The following is an 18,827-nucleotide window of genomic DNA, read 5'->3' as shown; positions in this document are numbered from 1 at the left end:
TCAATAACCACCGTTAAAAGTTATCATTTTAACGGTGGTTCTTTTTTTATGTCTTTTTTACATCTAGGACCCTATTATATTCCACTTAGAATTCACCATTTCATTCCTATCCCCTAAGAATATAACCTACACAACCATTTAATCACCATCATACTAATATATATATTCCTAAATGTTTAGGAGGTCTTTGCGATAAAAGGGATTATACTTGCAGGTGGTAGTGGTACTCGACTTTATCCATTAACGATGGTGACTAGTAAGCAGCTATTGCCTGTGTATGATAAACCAATGATTTATTATCCGTTATCAACTTTAATGTTGGCCGGTATTAGAGAGATTTTAATTATTTCGACTCCAGAGGATTTACCCCGTTTTGAAGCTTTATTAGGTGATGGTTCTCAGTTTGGAGTTTCGTTGAAATATAAAGTACAACCTAGTCCAGATGGGTTGGCTCAAGCGTTTATTATTGGTGAAGAGTTTATAGGAAACGACTCTGTTTCGATGATATTAGGTGACAATATATATTATGGCAGCGGGTTACGCAGTATTTTGAAGAAAGCCGCAATGAAAGAAAAAGGGGCAACAGTGTTCGGTTATCATGTACAGGATCCTGAGCGCTTTGGTGTTGTTGAGTTTGATGAGTCTGGGAAAGTATTGAGTATTGAAGAAAAGCCAGTGGCTCCGAAATCAAATTATGCAGTAACGGGATTGTATTTTTACGATAATCGTGTCATTGAGATTGCTAAAAGCGTAAAACCATCCAATCGTGGAGAATTGGAGATTACTTCTATAAATGAGGCTTATTTAAATTTGGGTGAACTAGAAGTGGAGTTGCTAGGGCGCGGTTATACGTGGTTAGATACTGGAACACACGAGAGTTTAGTGTCGGCAACAAATTTTGTCAAAACAATTGAAGAGCATCAAGGGATTAAAATTTCTGCTCCAGAAGAGGTCGCTTATATTAATGGTTGGATCGATAAAGAACAGTTATTACGTTTAAGCGAATCACTTAGTAAAACAAGTTATGGTAACTATTTACGAAAAGTTGCAAACGGTGAGATTAAATATTAGCTTAAGGGGTCATTATCAATGAAAATTACAGAAACTTTTATAAAAGGAATTGTAGTTATTGAACCAACTGTTTTTGGTGATCACCGTGGTTGGTTTATGGAAACATATAATGATTCTAAAATGAAGGACTTTGGAATAGATTTAAATTTTGTTCAAGATAATCAATCATTTTCGGCATTGAAGGGCACGTTGCGTGGATTACATTATCAGTTGTCTCCAAAAGCACAAACGAAGTTAGTTCGATGTACAAGGGGTTCGATTTTTGATGTAGCTGTCGATATTCGAAAAGGGAGTCCGACATACGGAAAGTGGTTCGGAATCGTGTTAAGTGCAGAAAATAAAAAACAATTATTCATACCAAAAGGGTTTGCTCACGGTTTTATGACTTTAACAGACGATGTGGATGTCCAATACAAGGTTGATGAGCTATATTCACCTGAATGTGATCGAGGCATTGTTTGGAATGATCCTGTAATTCAAGTGAAATGGCCAATCAATATTTCTCCATTATTATCTGCAAAGGACAAAATTGCACCATTATTAAAGGATGCTGAAAATAATTTTATTTATAAGGAGTAATATAAATGAAGGTTTTAGTAACTGGTTACGGTGGGCAACTAGGCTATGATGTTGTTCAAGAATGTGAGCGGCATGCTTTACATGTTAAGGGCTGCGGTCGACAAGAGCTTGATATAACTAAAAGAGAATCAGTATTTTCTATAGTAGATTCATATAAACCAGATGTTATAATCCACTGTGCTGCTTATACAGCGGTAGACAAAGCTGAAGATGATAAAGAGAATTGCTGGAATGTAAATGTTGAAGGAACGAGATCTTTAGTTGAAGCTGCGAAAAAGCATCATTCAAAGTTCATCTATATTAGTACAGACTATGTATTTAATGGGAAAGGTGAACGTCCGTTTAATGAAGGTGACCAACCGGACCCAATCGGTTATTATGGATTAACAAAGTATGAAGGTGAAAAAGTTGTTCAATCATTCATCGAAAACTATTTTATCATTCGTATTTCGTGGGTATTTGGTGTTAATGGGAATAATTTTATTAAAACAATGCTAAGATTATCAGAAACTAGAGATGAATTAAATATAGTCGGAGATCAAATTGGTTCACCAACCTATACAGTTGATTTGGTTAGCTTAATAGTAGATTTAGTTAAATCCGATAAATATGGAATCTATCACGCAACAAATGAAGGCTTTACTAGTTGGGCTGATTTTGCAGAAGAACTATTCAAACAAACCGACAGTAAAACTTTAGTAAAATCGATTGCATCCGAAGATTATCCTACTCGAGCAACTAGACCGAAAAATTCGAGATTAGCAAAACAAAAGCTAGTAGAAAATGGCTTCCAATCCTTACCTTCATGGCAAGACGCATTAGCTAGATATTTAGTTCAATTAAAAAGAGACGAGGTAAAGTAAAAAGATGAAAGTAGCTGTTACAGGCGGTGCCGGGTTTATCGGTGGAAACTTTGTTCAATACATGATCAATAAATACCCATCTTATTCAATTTACAATCTAGATGCTTTAACTTATGCAGGTGACTTAACAAAGCATAAAAACATCGAGCAAAATGAAAACTATCATTTTATTAAAATTGATATATCAAACCGTGAAGAAATCATGGCATTATTTAAAAAAGAAAAGTTCGACTATGTCATCCACTTCGCAGCAGAAAGTCATGTTGATCGTTCAATAGCAGACCCAGGAATATTCGTGACAACAAATGTAGTAGGAACTCAAGTTTTACTAGATGCTTCAAAGGCGATAAACGTTAAGAAATTTGTACATGTATCCACAGATGAAGTGTACGGTGATCTAGATTTTGACCCTACAACCTTTTTTACCGAAGATACACCTCTACAACCGAATAGCCCGTACTCTGCAAGTAAAGCATCATCTGACTTATTAGTTCGTGCATATTATGAAACGTATGGATTTCCTATGAATATCACACGTTGTTCAAATAATTACGGACCATATCACTTTCCAGAGAAGCTAATTCCATTAACCATTTCACGTGTATTAAATGACCAAAAAGTTCCTGTTTATGGTACTGGTGAAAATATTCGCGACTGGTTACATGTTCTTGACCATTGCTCTGCAATTGATTTAGTCATGCATAAAGGAGAAAATGGGGAAGTTTACAATGTAGGTGGACATAACGAACGGACAAATTTAGAGGTCGTTAAAACTATCATTTCTACTCTCGGAAAATCTGAAGACTTAATCCAATTCGTACAAGATCGCTTAGGTCATGACAAAAGATATGCGATTGATCCAAGTAAATTAGAAAAACTAGGATGGAAACCTATCTATAATTTCGACACTGGAATAGCTCAAACTGTGCAGTGGTATGTGGAAAATAAAGAATGGTGGGAAAAAATTATTTCTGGTGAGTATAAGAATTATGATGAAGATGGTTGTAATTAAAAGAACAATTATTTAATTATAGATTCTTATAAATCGAGTGCCACTGCATAATTGCAGTGGCATTTTTTTAATATAATCTTAGATTAGTGCGAAGCTAAAAGAGGGTTGAAAGAGACGTGAATTTAAAATATTTAGAATACATCTTTAGTTGTATTTTTATGGTATAATCATATTATTATTAAAATTATTAAAATTACATTACAATAAACTTATAATAACTTTAAAGTTTTGTATTGTTCGAAACAAAAGCGATTTAAATCAAAAATTTAAATGGTTTTTTTTTATTTAAAAACTAATTTTTCCTATTAGATAGGAATTAATTGTTTTGACCTGATTTAATTTTGAGGTTAAATCATGATTTACTAAATTTTGAAATAAGAGGAAGTGCAAAGTTTTAAAAAGGGGATAAATACGTGGTGAAAAAACAAATAGGTGTTACGGTTGTAGTAATCAATTTTAATAAAGAGAACTATATAAAAGAATGTATTAATTCACTAAAAAAACAAACAATGAAACAACTTGAGGTTGTGATTGTTGATGATGGCTCCACAGATAATAGTGTATCAGTTATAAAAAAGGAAATTAGACGCTATAAGAATTTCCGATTAATTGAGCAAAAAAATGGAGGACCAGGAGCTGCAAGAAACAGAGGGCTTTCAGCGGCAAAAGGTGAATATATTGCATTTTTAGATAGTGACGATACAGTAGATGCAGACGTTTACAAAAGTATGTTTGATGAAGCAAAAAAACATAATGCTGATACAGTAGTTGGGGATATCACATGTTTTAATGAAAAAAGAACATGGCGCCTTATGTATATGGATGATTTGTTTAAGAAAAATCTTAACCCTGTTAGACATATTAGGACTTCAAAAGATTTACATGTCACGCCAAGTGTATGTAACAAATTGTTTAAGAAGCACTTATTAGAAGTTTACAATATTGTGTTTGATCAGGATTTACGTGTTGGAGAAGATCTATTATTTACACAAAAAGCTTTATTTAAATCGAATAGAACAGTCGTTATAGATAAAAGTGTACTAAATTATCGAGTTGAACAAAACGGGGAAAGTTTAGTCCAGCAAGCAGACTTAACATTTTTTGAAGGATTAGTAGAGACTCAAAAAAGGTTAGTGTCATTTCATGAGGAAAACAATACAATTATACGCCTGTTTCCGATTGAAAAGAGGCAATGGGTCTTCTTTTGTCAGAGTATCATAAATAAACGAAAAAAGTTTACTAAAAAAGATATTTTCAATTTGTATGAAATAGGAGAAAAATATATTCAATCTATTCATTATAAAAATATTTTAACGGGTAGTCGAATGTATCAAGGACTGTTTTATGCAATTTTTAATGAAGGAACAGCTGATGATTTATACAAATTAATCTTACTAATGGATACATTGAATATTAGTCGAGAAACCGTTGAAATAAAGGACGTAACGTATAGTTTTTTAGTAAATCATTTTCCACAGTGGAAACAATTTTTGGAAATTAAAGGATTTAGTCTTTGTCAAAAAGTTGAAGACATCTCACTTTCAAACGATACATTAAAGATAAAAGGTTTTGCATTTATTAATGGGATTAGTACGAATGGAAGTGTGAAAAAGATTGTCTTTAAAGAAATGAAAACAAAACAAGAAGTCGAATTTCCACTTGAGAATGTTTCTCGTAAAGATGTTAGTTATGTACAAGGGAATAACCATATTAATTATGATGAGTCGGGTTATGAATGTATATTTGAAAACTTATCCACTTTACTCGATAACGGTAGCTGGAGTGTTTGGATGACAGTTTCGGATCGCAATAAAACAGTTACCGAACCTTTAAGAGTAGGATTATACAAACAAACTAAAAAAACTAGACCTTATTTAATTGGTAACCGAAAAATTGCACCGTATTACAAAAAGAGAAATTTATCTTTCCGAGTTGTTGAAATGCCAGTGACCAAACAAATGAAATTTAATATAGGAAGAGTAAAACGAGTTGTTCGTCCTGCTGTAAAGTTTGCTTACAAAAAACAATGGCATACGTTAGTTGTTTATTGTCTTTATTTTCTAGTTTATCAATTTATGAAGAGTAAAAAGCTATGGTTAATTGGCGAGCGACAAGATACTGCACAGGATAACTCATATCATTTATTCAAATATATTCGAAGAAAGTACCCACAAATTAATGCGTACTATGTAATAGATAAGAATAGTCCTGATTATAACCATATAGCACATCTTGGCCATGTTGTTCAATTTGGTAGTATAATCCACAGTTTGATATTGCTACTTTCTACTAAAACAATAAATAGCTATGCGGAAGATCCAAATATGTATACTGACGCTTATCGAAGTATTGTTCAGGAGCTACCTGAAATTCAACGAAACGAAAGGATCTTTTTACAACACGGTGTTATTGGTGTTAGTCGTGTTAGTCACGTGTTGCATAAAAATAAAGTTGATTACAAAAAGTTTGTCGTTTCTAGTGAATTTGAAAAAGAACATATCATCTCGGAATTTGGTTATGGAAAGGACGAAGTAATCGTAACTGGACTCCCAAGATGGGATGCACTTGTTGATGAAAGTAAAGGAAATGAGATTTTATTAATGCCGACGTGGCGATCATGGAATCGATCAAAGGAAGCACTTGAAGAATCGGAATACTGGGAACGTTATATGAAACTACTTCATAATAAGTATTTACATGAACTCCTTGAAAAGAAAGATTTATCATTAACTTTTTATCCTCATTATCAAACGCAATTATATATGCCAGAATTCAAGTCACCTCATGAACGTATTAAGGTGATGGTTCAAGGAGAGGAAACTGTTCAGTCTCTTTTAAAACGTCACAGCGTATTAATTACTGATTACTCAACTGTATCATTTGACTTTTCGTATTTAGAGAAACCTGTATTATTCTATCAATTTGATTATAACGAATTTTACACAAGACATTATAATGAAGGACCAATTACTCAAAATCGTTTATTTGGCCCTGTAACAGATCAAGAGGATGAGGTAATTTCTATACTAGAAAATATGGTTAATAATCGTAGTAAATGGAAAAACAAAGCAAAGAAAAATCCATACATTATCAAACCAAAAGTATCTCACACAGAGCTTGTGTTTAAATCAATTGTAAATTAAATTTACAATTTACTTGTTTCATAAGTAGAATAATAAATATTTTACTAGGAAAAATCCTATAGAGACACAACAAAATTTATAAATTATTACCGTAAAACTGCTATTGCGAATTTTGCATTGGCAGTTATTTTTTTTACATTTTTTTAACATGGACACTTATTTAGATTCACATAAAATCGTTAATCTTAAATTAATCATAATATTTTCTTTTTTTAATAAACACCTATGTTTTGAATAAAGTGTTTATCTTATTGTTCTGGAGGTTTGAAATGAAGAATAGTGAATTATTGAATAGTAGTCATGTGGATTCAACAACTGTAAATTTTAAACCAAGTTTAATAGAGGTTTCGACTGAGGATTTCGATGCTAATATTCTACGGAAAAATGAATTGTTAATGAAAGAAAATGAATTCCTTTCTAATAAAGTGATGGAATTTGAAAAGAGAATGGAAGAGCAATTATTTCGCCAGTTGGATTTAATCGTTGAGCATGAGGAATTTATGATGGGGCTCGATGATTATGTTCTTGTAAATGAAGTAAAGCAATCATTTGGTTCGTATGAATATGAAAAATTGCAAGAAGAATATCAAAAGCTGCAATTAAATTATGAAACGTTTAGGAACTCTAAGTTTGGCAAATTAGCAAGGAAGTATTGGAAGATCTTGAAGTATTTAAAAAGAAAATGAGGGATCATTTATGTTAAAAGAATTAATCGAAAAACAAATTACTAGATTACGTAATGAAAAATATGACACAAAAATGATGCTACAAGAATTAATGAATGTGGATGAACCCTTTTATTTTCAAAATCATGAGTTACTTCCATTTTTGGCCGATGATTTTACAGTTAGTAAAGGTATTCAAAAGTTTCACAAGGAAAAGAAAACGCTATTTCATAACAAACTAATAAAACAGACTGCGGTCATTGATTATAAAGATGAAAAGAAATTAATGGAACTACTTTTTAATGAAGGAAGAAGTCGGTTATTTACTAAATTTGGCATCACCGGCTTTGTCAGCGGTAAGTGTGAGGTAGTTTGTGAATTACGATTGGTGGATTATGAGAATAACGCAAGTACAGTCAATTTCCATATGGACGAGTTAGTGGATCTATCTCAATTTAATCAAAATAAGATCCAATCGGCTTCTTTTTCGATTTACATGACAGGTGCTGCCACACTCCATTTATTCCATGCTAAATTAATGGGTTCATATAAAAATAATACGATAGACAATCGTCACTTTAAGAAACAAAAGAAAGAAATTAAGGACTTTCGGGTTGGTTTTATTGCAGACGAATTTACGACAAGATGTTTTGATTATGAGTTTCAACTTGTTAAAATTACGCCTGAGAATTGGTTGACTGAATTTAAAAAGCATCGAATTGATTTATTCTTTTGTGAGTCTGCGTGGCTTGGAAACGACGGAGCTTGGAAGGATAAAATCGGTACGAAAAGTCACAGAAATCATACGAAACTATTAAAACTAGTTTATTGGTGTAAAGAACACAATATCCCGACTGTTTTTTGGAATAAAGAAGATCCATTTCATTACCAAGCCTTTATTGATACAGCTAAGCATTTTGATTATGTATGCACGACTGATTTTGAATCAGTTCAGAACTATGTAGATGAAGGCTGTGAAAATGTTTATTGTTTACCTTTTGCTGCTCAACCGAAAATTCACAATCCAATTGAATACATTCCACGTAAAGAGAAAGTAGTTTTTGCTGGAGCTTATTATGGTAAAAAGTTTCCTGAGCGTACGAGTGCGATGGAGAAGCTAGTCAATTCTTCGAAGGAATACGGACTGGATATATATGACCGAAACTATCATAATCCAACTAGTCCTAATCAATTTCCAGATGAGTATAAACCATTTATTGTTGGAAACTTAAAACAAAATGAAATTGATCTTGCGTATAAAGGATATAAAGTAGCTCTGAATGTAAATAGTATTACGAAATCTCCGACAATGTTTGCCCGGAGAGTATTTGAGTTGTTAGCAAGTAATACTCCAATAATTAGTTCCCATTCAGAGGGGATTCATCGAATGTTTGGAGACATAGTAACGGCTACAGATGATGAAAAACTAATGAAGCAACGACTTTCAAATTATTATGCTGATGAGACCTTCTATAAGAAAAATCGTTTACTCGCATTGCGAAAAGTATTAGAAGAACACACTTATACGAATCGAGTGGAAGATTTATTCAACATGATTAATCTGCCATACGAGAAATATGAAGAGACTGCTACTTTAGTGGGGATCGTTCGAAGTAAAGCTGACTATGAAAAGTTAATCGCGATTTACAATAGACAAGGAATCAAACAAAAAAAGCTAGTAATCTTACTCGATTTGTTTGATGGCTATTTAGATATTTTTAATCAAAACAATCATGGGGAAGTAAAAACCTACCTAATTGATTACTGCCATCATTATTTTAGCTTGAATGATCTCGTTGATTCGAATTATATTGCTCCAATTAATCTAGATCATTATTATGGAGAGAATTATTTAAGAGATTTGATGTTAGCTACTAAGTATACGAATGATACGATTATTGCTAAAGGCAATGGAAATAGCTATAACTACGTAAATGATTGCCATATTGACGAAGCATTGATTTGTATAAAGGCGACTAGATTTCTTCATCCAAATGAATTTATAAAGCTTTTAGATCATAAATCATCAATTGGACATTTCTCAAAAGCTGGCGTTCAATTTTTTGAAATTGATGAGTTTAATTTTTATCGAGATGCCTATGAACAAGCCATTAGCCGAGACAAAATTGAGAGTATTTTAGTATAAGGAGCTGTTTTTATGAAACTGGCGATTATAGGGCATGATTTAAAATTTATAAACGAAGCGATTAAGAGGTTTGAAGCTAGAAGTGACATTGAAATAAAAATTGATTTATGGGAAGGCCATACAATTCATCAAGTTGGCAAAAGCTTAGAAATCGTTAATTGGGCGGATGTTCTTTTTTGCGAATGGGGACTTGGAAATGTGATTTGGTATCAAGAGCATAAAAAAGATCATCAAATATTAATTGTAAGAATGCATCGTTTTGAAATGAATACTCCTTTTCCAGAACGATTTGATTTTACGAAGATTGATAAGATTATCGCAATCTCTTCCTATATATATGAGGAATTTAATCGTGTTGCAAAGATTCCTAGAGAAAAGATGATAGTCATTCAAAATGGTGTTGATGTAGATCGATTCCATTTGCCTAAGCAGTATGATGCAGATTTTCGAATTGGATTACTTGGTTATGTACCGAAGTTAAAACGATTAGATCGAGCGCTTGAGATATTTGAAAAGTTGTATGAAAAAGACAGCAGATATACTCTTTCGATAAAAGGAAAGCATCCGAAAGAGTTTCCGTGGGTTTGGAATAATCAGCAAGAGCAGGATTATTATACAAGTTTATTTAAAAAAATTGAGAAATCCCACTATCGTAATCAAGTTCAGTTTGAAGAGTGGGGAGATTCAGCGGAATGGCTCGAGTCAATTGGTTTTGTCTTATCAGTTAGCGATTATGAAAGTTTTCACTTAGCACCTGTTGAAGGGATGGCTTCTTGCGCAGTGCCAATTGTTTTAAATCGTGAAGGAGCTCGAACGATATTCCCTGATGAGTATATTTTCGAATCACTCGATCAAGCAGCGCAGTACATTGCGGATAGTAGAAAAGGAACTAAGAAAGAACTAGTTGAATTTGTGAAGGAAAATTACTGTATGGATAAAATGTGTTCAGAGATTTTGAGTCTAATTGGTGAGTTACAAGTAAAATTAGTTCATTAAGTATTTTGGAGAGCACAGTGAATTCTTGAGTAGAAGGAACTGTGCTTTTTTCTTCTATTATTATGTACATCGAGTATGAATGATTTCAAAATGTGGGAAACTAAGTGTATAGAATCGAATATTTACTAGTTAAAGAACTTATTAGGGATTAAGACGATGAATTTTTAGAATTAGTCATGTAAATAGGGGAATAAACGGTATTTTTCATGGTAAAAAATGTCTTTATTTCCTTAGTTAAGATACAATAGATAGATATATATTACATAAACCGATTCGTTGTTTTGAAAGGGGAAAGAATTTTGACTGTTAAAGTAATGACAATTTTTGGAACAAGACCAGAAGCGATTAAGATGGCGCCACTAGTGCTTGAGCTAGCTAAACATCCTGATCAAATAGAATCAATTGTGACGGTTACAGCTCAGCATCGTCAAATGTTGGATCAAGTTCTCGAAATTTTTGAAATCACGCCTGATTATGATTTAAATATAATGAAGGATCGCCAAACACTGATTGATGTAACAACGCGAGGCTTAGAAGGTTTAAATAAGATTATGCAAGAAGTAAAGCCGGACATTGTATTAGTTCATGGTGATACGACAACGACTTTTATTGCTAGTCTTGCAGCTTTTTATAATCAAATTGCAATTGGTCATGTTGAAGCTGGTTTACGAACTTGGGACAAGTATTCACCATATCCAGAAGAAATGAACCGTCAATTAACTGGTGTCTTGACGGATTTACATTTTTCTCCTACGACAAAATCAGCACAAAATTTATTAGCTGAAAATAAAAAGGAAGAAACCATTTTCATTACTGGTAATACTGCGATCGATGCACTAAAAACAACAGTAAAAGAAGAGTATGCTCATCCTGTTCTTGACCAGATTGGTAACGACAGATTAGTCTTAATGACTGCACATCGTCGTGAAAATTTAGGGGAACCAATGAGAAATATGTTTAAAGCGATTAAGCGCTTAGTCGAAAAACATAACGATATTCAAGTTGTGTATCCTGTACACATGAATCCTGTTGTTCGTGAAATTGCAAATGAAGTTTTAGGAAATGACAATCGAATTCATTTAATTGAACCACTAGATGTCATTGATTTCCATAACTTTGCTGCAAGATCACATTTAATCCTAACTGATTCTGGTGGTGTACAAGAAGAGGCACCTTCATTAGGCGTACCAGTACTTGTTTTACGTGATACGACGGAACGCCCTGAAGGAATTGACGCTGGTACTTTAAAGCTTGCTGGAACTGACGAAGAAGTTATTTTCTCATTAGCCGATGAACTGTTGTCGGATGAAGAGGCTCATGCAAAAATGTCTAAAGCATCTAATCCATATGGAGACGGCGAAGCTTCTAGAAGAATTGTTGAAGTGATTATTCAGCATTTTAAAAATAAGATTTAACGATGAAAGACTATTTTTGCAAATTTTGTAAAGATAGTCTTTTTTGAGCTTTCATTTTTATCAAAATAAAAAGCTGATTTTGAAATGAATCAAAAATCAGCTTTCTTTATTTAGCGTGTTTTGTAATATTGAATTGTTTTATCTAAACCTTCTTTAAGTGTATTACTTGGTTTCCAGTTTAATAATTGAATTGTTTTTTCGTTGTTTAAATAACTGTGTTTAATATCTCCAGATCTTTCTTCTGCAAATACCATTTCAATTTTAGTATTAATAACTTCCTCTGAAATTTTTAATAAATCAATTAAGGATGTTTGTGTGTTTGTCGATACGTTACAAATTGTATTGACTGGATTTTTACTTGCAAGAAGATTAGCGGCAACAATATCATCTACAAATATAAAGTCACGAGTTTGCTCACCATCTCCAAAAATAGTAAATAATGAATTAGATGTTATGCAATCCACTAAAATACTAACAACTCCGCCTTCACCTTTCGGATCTTGACCAATGCCATATACATTTGCATAGCGGAATACAGTATATTGAATGTTGTGTAGTTTATTATACATATCAAAATAAAATTCAGGAGAAAACTTAGAAGCACCATAAGGTGACAGTGGTTGAATTGGATGCTTTTCATCTACACCAAGATAGTGAGGTTCTCCGTATACAGCTGCAGATGAAGCGTACACAAGCGTTACATCCTTTACTTGTTTTAATAGACGAGCTGATTCAAGTACATTGATTGTTCCTAAAATATTGATGCTAGCATCTTCCATAGGATTTTTAACAGAGAATTGTACATCAATTTGTGCAGCATGATGATTAATAATATCTGGTTGCTCTTTTAGAACTATTTCAGCAAAGTTATTACTTCTAATATCCTCTTCATAAAAAGTTACATCTGATGGAATATTATCTATAGAACCTGTAGATAAGTTATCAACGACAACTACTTTATAACCTTCATTTATATATGCTTTTACTAAATTAGAACCAATGAAACCGGCTCCACCAGTAACTAATACCTTTTTCATACTTATTTCTCCTTTTGATTTCTAGTTTATCAATATATGTAAATTAACTTAGGAAAACAATGGTAGTAGATTGTAAACATAATTAATCATTTTTAGTCTATCAAAAATAAATAAAAATATCCATATTCATCTATTGAGATAGGGCATATAGAGTAGTGGTTAGACAAATAAACTACACCATCAAAAGGTTAAAATGTTATTTATTGTTTCCTATTTTTACAGAAATATTTGTGACAAGAAAACAAAAATGGTTATTAATTTAATGTTCATCTTAAAAATGGTATGATAAACTAGATTTTTTGAAAAAATAATAATATTACAATTCGCTCTTTTAATGAAAGCCTTATACTGGCAAAACAAAACAATCATTAGAATAATGAATCGTTCTTTTATACAGTATGATATAATAATTTGGCAATTGATGAGTAAAACAGAATATGAAAATCATATTGCGAATTAAATTTAAACAAATATAGGAGTGCAGTACTAAATGAATTCTATTGATAAAAGTCATGATTATCTATTTTCAATAATTATGCCAATTTATAATGTTGAAAAATTTCTTGTAGAGGCTATTGATAGTGTAATAAACCAAACAATAGGTTTTGAAGAAAATATACAACTTATTTTAGTTAATGATGAAAGTCCAGATGATAGCGAAAAAATTTGTATAGATTATCAAAATAGATATCCTAAAAATATTCAATATTTAAAGAAGCCAAACGGCGGAGTAAGTAGCGCTAGAAATTATGGAATTGATTATATTAAAGGAAAATATGTTCAGTTTCTTGATCCAGACGATACGATTTCAATTGATACATTGTTAAATGTGTATACATTCTTTGAAGAGCACGAAGAAGAGATTGATCTTGTTGCGATTCCAATTAAATTCTTTGAAGCTAGAACGGGTAATCACACATTAAACAATAAATTTGGTAGAACTCGAGTGATTGATATCATTGAACAACCAAATCTATTATTAACTCACGCAGCTTCAGCTTTTATTAAAAGTGATTTAATGAAGAAATATCAATTTGATCGTAATTGTAGAATTGGTGAGGATTGTAAGTTAGTAAGCCATGTTATTTTAGAGAAAAATAAATATGGTGTTTTAAAAAATGCTAGTTACAACTACCGTTTAAGAAATGACGGCACTTCGGCAATGCAAAATGCTATGAAAAATGACTGGTTTATCCATTCATTAGATACGTTTAGTTTAGATCTTATTCATAAAAGTATTGAACAAGTAGGGGAATTACCTGAGTATATTCAATACATCATCATGCATGATTTAAAATGGAAGTTTTCTATTAAAAGCCAGGCAGATACTCCATTAAGTGATGAAGATTATATTAAATTTAAAAATAAGATAAAAGAAATTTTAACTTATATCGACGACGAAGTAATTTTAAAAACGAAAAAGATTAGTCAGTTCTATTTACATTTTGCACTAAGTCTTAAACACAATACACCTTTAAAAGAAGTTTTTACAAAAACGATCGAAGAACTAGAGCAAGGTCAAGATATAGGATTATATCGTGACGAGTACTTAGTTACTAAGCTATCTAAAAACAAAGTTACAATCGAATTTATTGAAGAAAAGAATTCAAACCTTATGATAGAAGGGTTCTTTGGATCGTTATTTGATCGTGAAGAATGTAAAATTATCGCTAAGGTCAATGGTGTTGATTATGTAGGCGAAGATGTAGATCGTACGGTTAATCAATATAAAAGTTTAGATGAAATTATTAAACAATATAAGGGATTCAAAATTTCAATTCCTTTCTCTAAACTTCCAGATGATTATAAAATCGAATTTTTTGTAGAAGTTGATGGAGTACAAGTTCAAGTAAATTATAATGTGAATAAATTTACAGGTCTTTCAAAAAGAATTAGAGGTTCTTATTCAGCAAAAGAAAAATATATCTACTCTTGCAGAACACATCATATAAAGGTAACGAAAAAAAGTGGTGCCAAAAAGCTTATTAACGAACTTAAGTTTATACGTGGTTTATGGAAACTTGGTTCAGTTCATGCGAAAAAGGCAATCATTACGCGACTTGTCGCAAAGACATTGAGAAAGCTAGAGTCAAAACCTGTCTGGTTATTCATGGATCGACAAGATAAAGCAGATGATAATGCAGAACGATTATTTAAATTTGCTAATTCTCAGCAAAAATCAATTAAAAATTATTATGTCATCAAAAAAGACGCACCTGATTTTGAAAGAATTTCAAAAGTAGGAAATGTTGTTCCTTATGGTTCATATAAGCATAAATTCCTAATGTTAAGAGCGTCAAAAGTTATTTCATCCCATGCAGACCAATGGGTAACGAATCCTTTCTTTAAAGCGGAGATTTATTATCGAGACTTGATGACGTTTGATTATATTTTCTTACAACATGGTATTACAATGGCCAACTTAACGCATTGGTTAAATAGATTTAATAAAAACATTCGTAAAATGTTTACTTCAGCTCACCTGGAAGCTCAATCTTTAATTGAGGGTGACTATAGCTATACAAGTGAAAATATAAGATTAACTGGTTTTCCAAGATATGATGGTCTAGTTAATAATGACCAAAAACAAATTTTAATCATGCCTACTTGGAGACAGAATCTAGTTCTAAGAAAAAACCAGGCTTTAGGGGTAAGACCTTATAATGAAGCATTCAAAAAATCTGAGTACTTTAAGCGTTACAATGATTTAATTAATGATCCGAAGTTAATCGATTTTGCGAAAAAGAATAATTACAAAATTATCTTTTTCCCACATCCAGAAATTCAAATTCAAAACAGAGATTTTGATAAAAACGATTATGTTCAATTTGCTGACTATAACACAAGCTATCAAAAATTATTCAATGAATCGAGTATCTTACTGACAGATTATTCTTCTGTTGCTTTTGATTTTGCATATCAGAAAAAACCAGTTATCTACTATCAATATGATTACTATCATTTTGAAAAAGGTTATTTTAACTTCGAGACGATGGGCTTTGGGGATATTATCGACAATCACGATGTGTTAGTGGATAAATTTATTTCATATATGGCTAATCAATGTGAAATGGAAGACAAATACAAAGAACGTGTTGATTCTTTCTATGCTTATACAGATCGAAATAATTCTCAAAGGGTTTTTGATGAAATAATGGAAATCGAGGATGGTTTAAAGTAATCGATGTGGTCAAGGAGGGACTGTTCAAATTGGACAGTCTCTCTTTTATCGACAGAGTTTGTCAAACTGTAACATGAATACTATGGGCATTTAATGGAATTATAGGTCTAATTATGTTACAATACCTCTTGTTTTGTAGTTTTGAGAGTGTAATATTACTGTTTAGGAGGTGTATTAATATTACAGCTAACAAAAAGAAAATTTTATTAATTACTCAACACTTCTATCCTGAAATTGGGAGTGCTGCAAATCGATTAAAAAATATTTATCTAGAATTAAAAGAAAAAAATTACGATGTGAAGGTACTTACTTTACACCCAAGATATCCAAGCCGCGAGCTTTATGAAAATAAGCGATTCTGGAATGAAAAGCTAATCGATGAAGATGATATTGTTCGAGTTGATACATCAATTAAAACTCATTCTACAAGTATCATTAAGAGACTTTATTTATACTTAGAAGTTATGTTCCGTTTTATAGGAGCTATTTTTAAATATAAAAAGGAATTCGATTATATTTTTGTAACGTCACCACCAATTTTCGTTGGTATTGCTGGATTAATAGCAAAATGGAGATTAAAAGCACCTTTAATATTAGATATTAGGGATTTATGGCCAGAATCCTTAGTAGGTGTAAAAGTGTTCTCCAATAAATTAATCCTATCTACGGCATATAAAGTAGAAAAACTATTATATAAAAAAGCAACAAGAATCATTGTTAATAGTCGTAGCTTTATAAACTATATGACAAATAAAAATGTTCCTGCTGAAAAAATCAAGTTCGTTCCAAACTCACTTTCAGAAGAAGAACTATCAATTGAAGTTCCGAGTAATGACGACAGCCAAAAAATTGAAGTGACGTATACAGGTAACTTAGGATTTGCTCAAGATTTGAACAAACTGTTAAGTGTTGCTGAGATGTTCAAGGAAAATCCAACTATATTTTTTACGATTGTAGGGTACGGTAAAAATACAAATGAAGTAAAAAAATATATTGAAGATAAACAGTTAGAAAACGTAACATTACACACTGCCAAGTCTCGTAATGATACACTTAAAATCGTATCAGAATCTGATATTGCGTACGTCAGTCTAGTTGAACAGGAAGTTTTTAAAACGGTATTACCTGGAAAAATCATCGATTATATGAGCGTAAAGAAACCTATTATTGGAAATGTATCAGGTTATGCAGGTGAAATTATTGAAAGTGCAAATTGTGGTATTGTTCTGAAAGAGGGATCAGTACAGGAATTGTATAAAAAAATAATTGAATTAGCTAATAATCCAACATCGAGAAAAACGCTTGGTGAGAATGGATACAATTATGCTTATAAAAATTTAAGATGGAAAACGAATATTAATGTGTTAATTCAAGTGATGGAGGAAATCCATGAATAAGAAAGTTTGTGCATTTGTGTTTAACCACTTTACAAATGATGCGCGTGTATTACGTGAGTGTTCAGCATTAGCTGAAGTAGGTTATGATGTAGATTTAATTGCATTGCATGATGATTCGGATATCTTACCGAAGAGAGAAAGATATGAAGAAGGTTTTAATGTCATTCGTGTAAATAATCGTTTACCATTTGGAATCTATCATTTAATCAACTTTTGTGCAAAGCTCAACATTTTCTTTAAATCAAATATAATGACAAAATTACTTGCAGCAATCTTATTAGTTGCTGGGTTATTTGTTAACATTATTGCAACGATTATTATTGCAGCCGTTATTATATTATTTGGGAATCGTTATGTAAGAGTGATTTTAACGAGGGGTTATAATATTCTTCAAATGATCTACCATGGGAGTAAAAAGAAATATGATATATACCATGCAAATGATTTAAATACATTACCACAAGGTATTTTATGTGCTAAAGTGTTCCATCGTAGTAAATTAGTTTATGATTCACATGAAGTACAATCTAGTCGATCTGGCTATGAAAATCCAATCTTTGGTAAGATTGAAAAGTTTTTAATACGTTACATCGATATTATGATTCATGAAAATTATACTCGTGCGAAATACACTCAAGATTTATATCATATTGATTTACCTGAAGTGATCCATAACTATCCGTTCGTATCAAAACCTGAAGAAAAAAAAGCAATCAATTTACATGAAGTACTTGGATTAGATCCAAATGAACCTATTTTGTTGTATCAAGGTGGGATTCAAAAGGGTCGTGGCTTAGAGCTAATCGTTAAGGCTACTCCTCAGTTTAAACGTGGGACAGTTGTATTTATCGGAGACGGTAAAATTAAGCCTGTGCTTTTAGATTTAGTAGATAAAATGAATTTAGAAAATCGAGTGAAATTTATCGATAAAGTACCTGTAGACGAGCTTTTAAATTATACTCGTAACGCTTATCTTGGTTTTCAAGTTTTAAATAATATTAATTTCAATCATTACTCTGCATCATCAAATAAGTTGTTTGAATATATGATGAGCGGTGTTCCAGTTGTAGCATGTAGCTTCCCTGAAATCCAAAAGGTTGTAGAAAAAGAATATGTCGGTGTATGCGTTGATTCACATGAAGTCGATTCAATTGCTGAAGGTGTAAACTATCTTTTAGATCACCCAGAAAAAAGAGATAAAATGAGTGTTAATTGTTTAGAAGCACGTCACCATTACAATTGGAATAATGAGAAAAAGATTTTTATCGATATATATGACAAAGTATTAAATGGTCAAAAGCTAGCGACTAATGTAGGATAAA

General features: G+C 31.9%; 13 protein-coding genes. 12 read left to right on the top strand and 1 reads right to left on the bottom strand.

Annotated features, from left to right (window positions below):
* Positions 1 to 192 precede the first annotated feature (192 nt).
* The 9 genes from rfbA to wecB all read left to right on the top strand — a co-directional run bounded on the left by rfbA (position 193) and on the right by wecB (position 11,890).
* Positions 193 to 1,071 (top strand): sugar nucleotidyltransferase, encoded by an 879-nt coding sequence (rfbA, locus tag V5E38_RS18605; protein ID WP_499213603.1) that lies wholly within the window; start codon positions 193 to 195, stop codon positions 1,069 to 1,071.
* Positions 1,072 to 1,089: 18 nt separating this feature from the next.
* Positions 1,090 to 1,650 carry a dTDP-4-dehydrorhamnose 3,5-epimerase family protein gene (rfbC, locus tag V5E38_RS18600; RefSeq protein ID WP_499211078.1) on the top strand — a complete coding sequence of 187 codons (561 nt, stop codon included), beginning with the start codon at positions 1,090 to 1,092 and terminating at the stop codon, positions 1,648 to 1,650.
* A gap of 5 nt (positions 1,651 to 1,655) precedes the next feature.
* Positions 1,656 to 2,513, top strand: coding sequence for an SDR family oxidoreductase (gene rfbD, locus V5E38_RS18595; protein WP_499211077.1), 858 nt, complete (start codon positions 1,656 to 1,658; stop codon positions 2,511 to 2,513).
* Positions 2,514 to 2,517: 4 nt separating this feature from the next.
* Positions 2,518 to 3,525, top strand: coding sequence for a dTDP-glucose 4,6-dehydratase (gene rfbB, locus V5E38_RS18590; protein ID WP_499211076.1), 1,008 nt, complete (start codon positions 2,518 to 2,520; stop codon positions 3,523 to 3,525).
* 416 nt (positions 3,526 to 3,941) lie between these two features.
* Entirely contained in the window at positions 3,942 to 6,668 is a 2,727-nt protein-coding gene (locus tag V5E38_RS18585) for a bifunctional glycosyltransferase/CDP-glycerol:glycerophosphate glycerophosphotransferase (protein ID WP_499211075.1), read from the top strand.
* Positions 6,669 to 6,937: 269 nt separating this feature from the next.
* Positions 6,938 to 7,354 (top strand): hypothetical protein, encoded by a 417-nt coding sequence (locus V5E38_RS18580; protein WP_499211074.1) that lies wholly within the window; start codon positions 6,938 to 6,940, stop codon positions 7,352 to 7,354.
* A 10-nt stretch (positions 7,355 to 7,364) separates the two neighbouring features.
* Positions 7,365 to 9,479, top strand: a complete 2,115-nt coding sequence (locus V5E38_RS18575) for a CgeB family protein (RefSeq protein ID WP_499211073.1) — start codon at positions 7,365 to 7,367, stop codon at positions 9,477 to 9,479.
* A gap of 12 nt (positions 9,480 to 9,491) precedes the next feature.
* On the top strand, positions 9,492 to 10,475 hold the full coding sequence (locus V5E38_RS18570) for a glycosyltransferase family protein (RefSeq protein ID WP_499211072.1): 984 nt from the start codon (positions 9,492 to 9,494) through the stop codon (positions 10,473 to 10,475).
* A 314-nt stretch (positions 10,476 to 10,789) separates the two neighbouring features.
* A complete protein-coding gene (gene wecB, locus V5E38_RS18565; protein WP_499213602.1) occupies positions 10,790 to 11,890 on the top strand; it encodes a non-hydrolyzing UDP-N-acetylglucosamine 2-epimerase in 1,101 nt (366 codons plus the stop codon).
* A 110-nt stretch (positions 11,891 to 12,000) separates the two neighbouring features.
* On the opposite strand, the gene V5E38_RS18560 is transcribed toward wecB, so the two are convergent.
* Positions 12,001 to 12,927, bottom strand: a complete 927-nt coding sequence (locus V5E38_RS18560; protein WP_499211071.1) for a Rossmann-fold NAD(P)-binding domain-containing protein — start codon at positions 12,925 to 12,927, stop codon at positions 12,001 to 12,003.
* A gap of 490 nt (positions 12,928 to 13,417) precedes the next feature.
* Between V5E38_RS18560 and V5E38_RS18555 the strand changes: the two genes are divergently transcribed.
* The 3 genes from V5E38_RS18555 (at position 13,418) to V5E38_RS18545 (ending at position 18,826) form a co-directional block, all read left to right on the top strand.
* The gene (locus tag V5E38_RS18555) at positions 13,418 to 16,108 is read left to right on the top strand and encodes a CDP-glycerol glycerophosphotransferase family protein (protein WP_499211070.1); all 2,691 of its coding nucleotides are present in this window, start codon (positions 13,418 to 13,420) and stop codon (positions 16,106 to 16,108) included.
* Positions 16,109 to 16,221: 113 nt separating this feature from the next.
* Positions 16,222 to 17,505, top strand: a complete 1,284-nt coding sequence (locus tag V5E38_RS18550; RefSeq protein ID WP_499211069.1) for a glycosyltransferase family 4 protein — start codon at positions 16,222 to 16,224, stop codon at positions 17,503 to 17,505.
* On the top strand, positions 17,498 to 18,826 hold the full coding sequence (locus V5E38_RS18545) for a glycosyltransferase family protein (RefSeq protein WP_499211068.1): 1,329 nt from the start codon (positions 17,498 to 17,500) through the stop codon (positions 18,824 to 18,826). The genes V5E38_RS18550 and V5E38_RS18545 overlap by 8 nt, the downstream gene beginning before the upstream one ends.
* Position 18,827 lies beyond the last annotated feature (1 nt).

The organism is Rossellomorea sp. GAMAL-10_SWC (assembly GCF_049568075.1).
GTDB lineage: Bacteria > Bacillota > Bacilli > Bacillales > Bacillaceae_G > Gottfriedia.
This window is presented reverse-complemented; position numbering and strand designations above follow the sequence as displayed.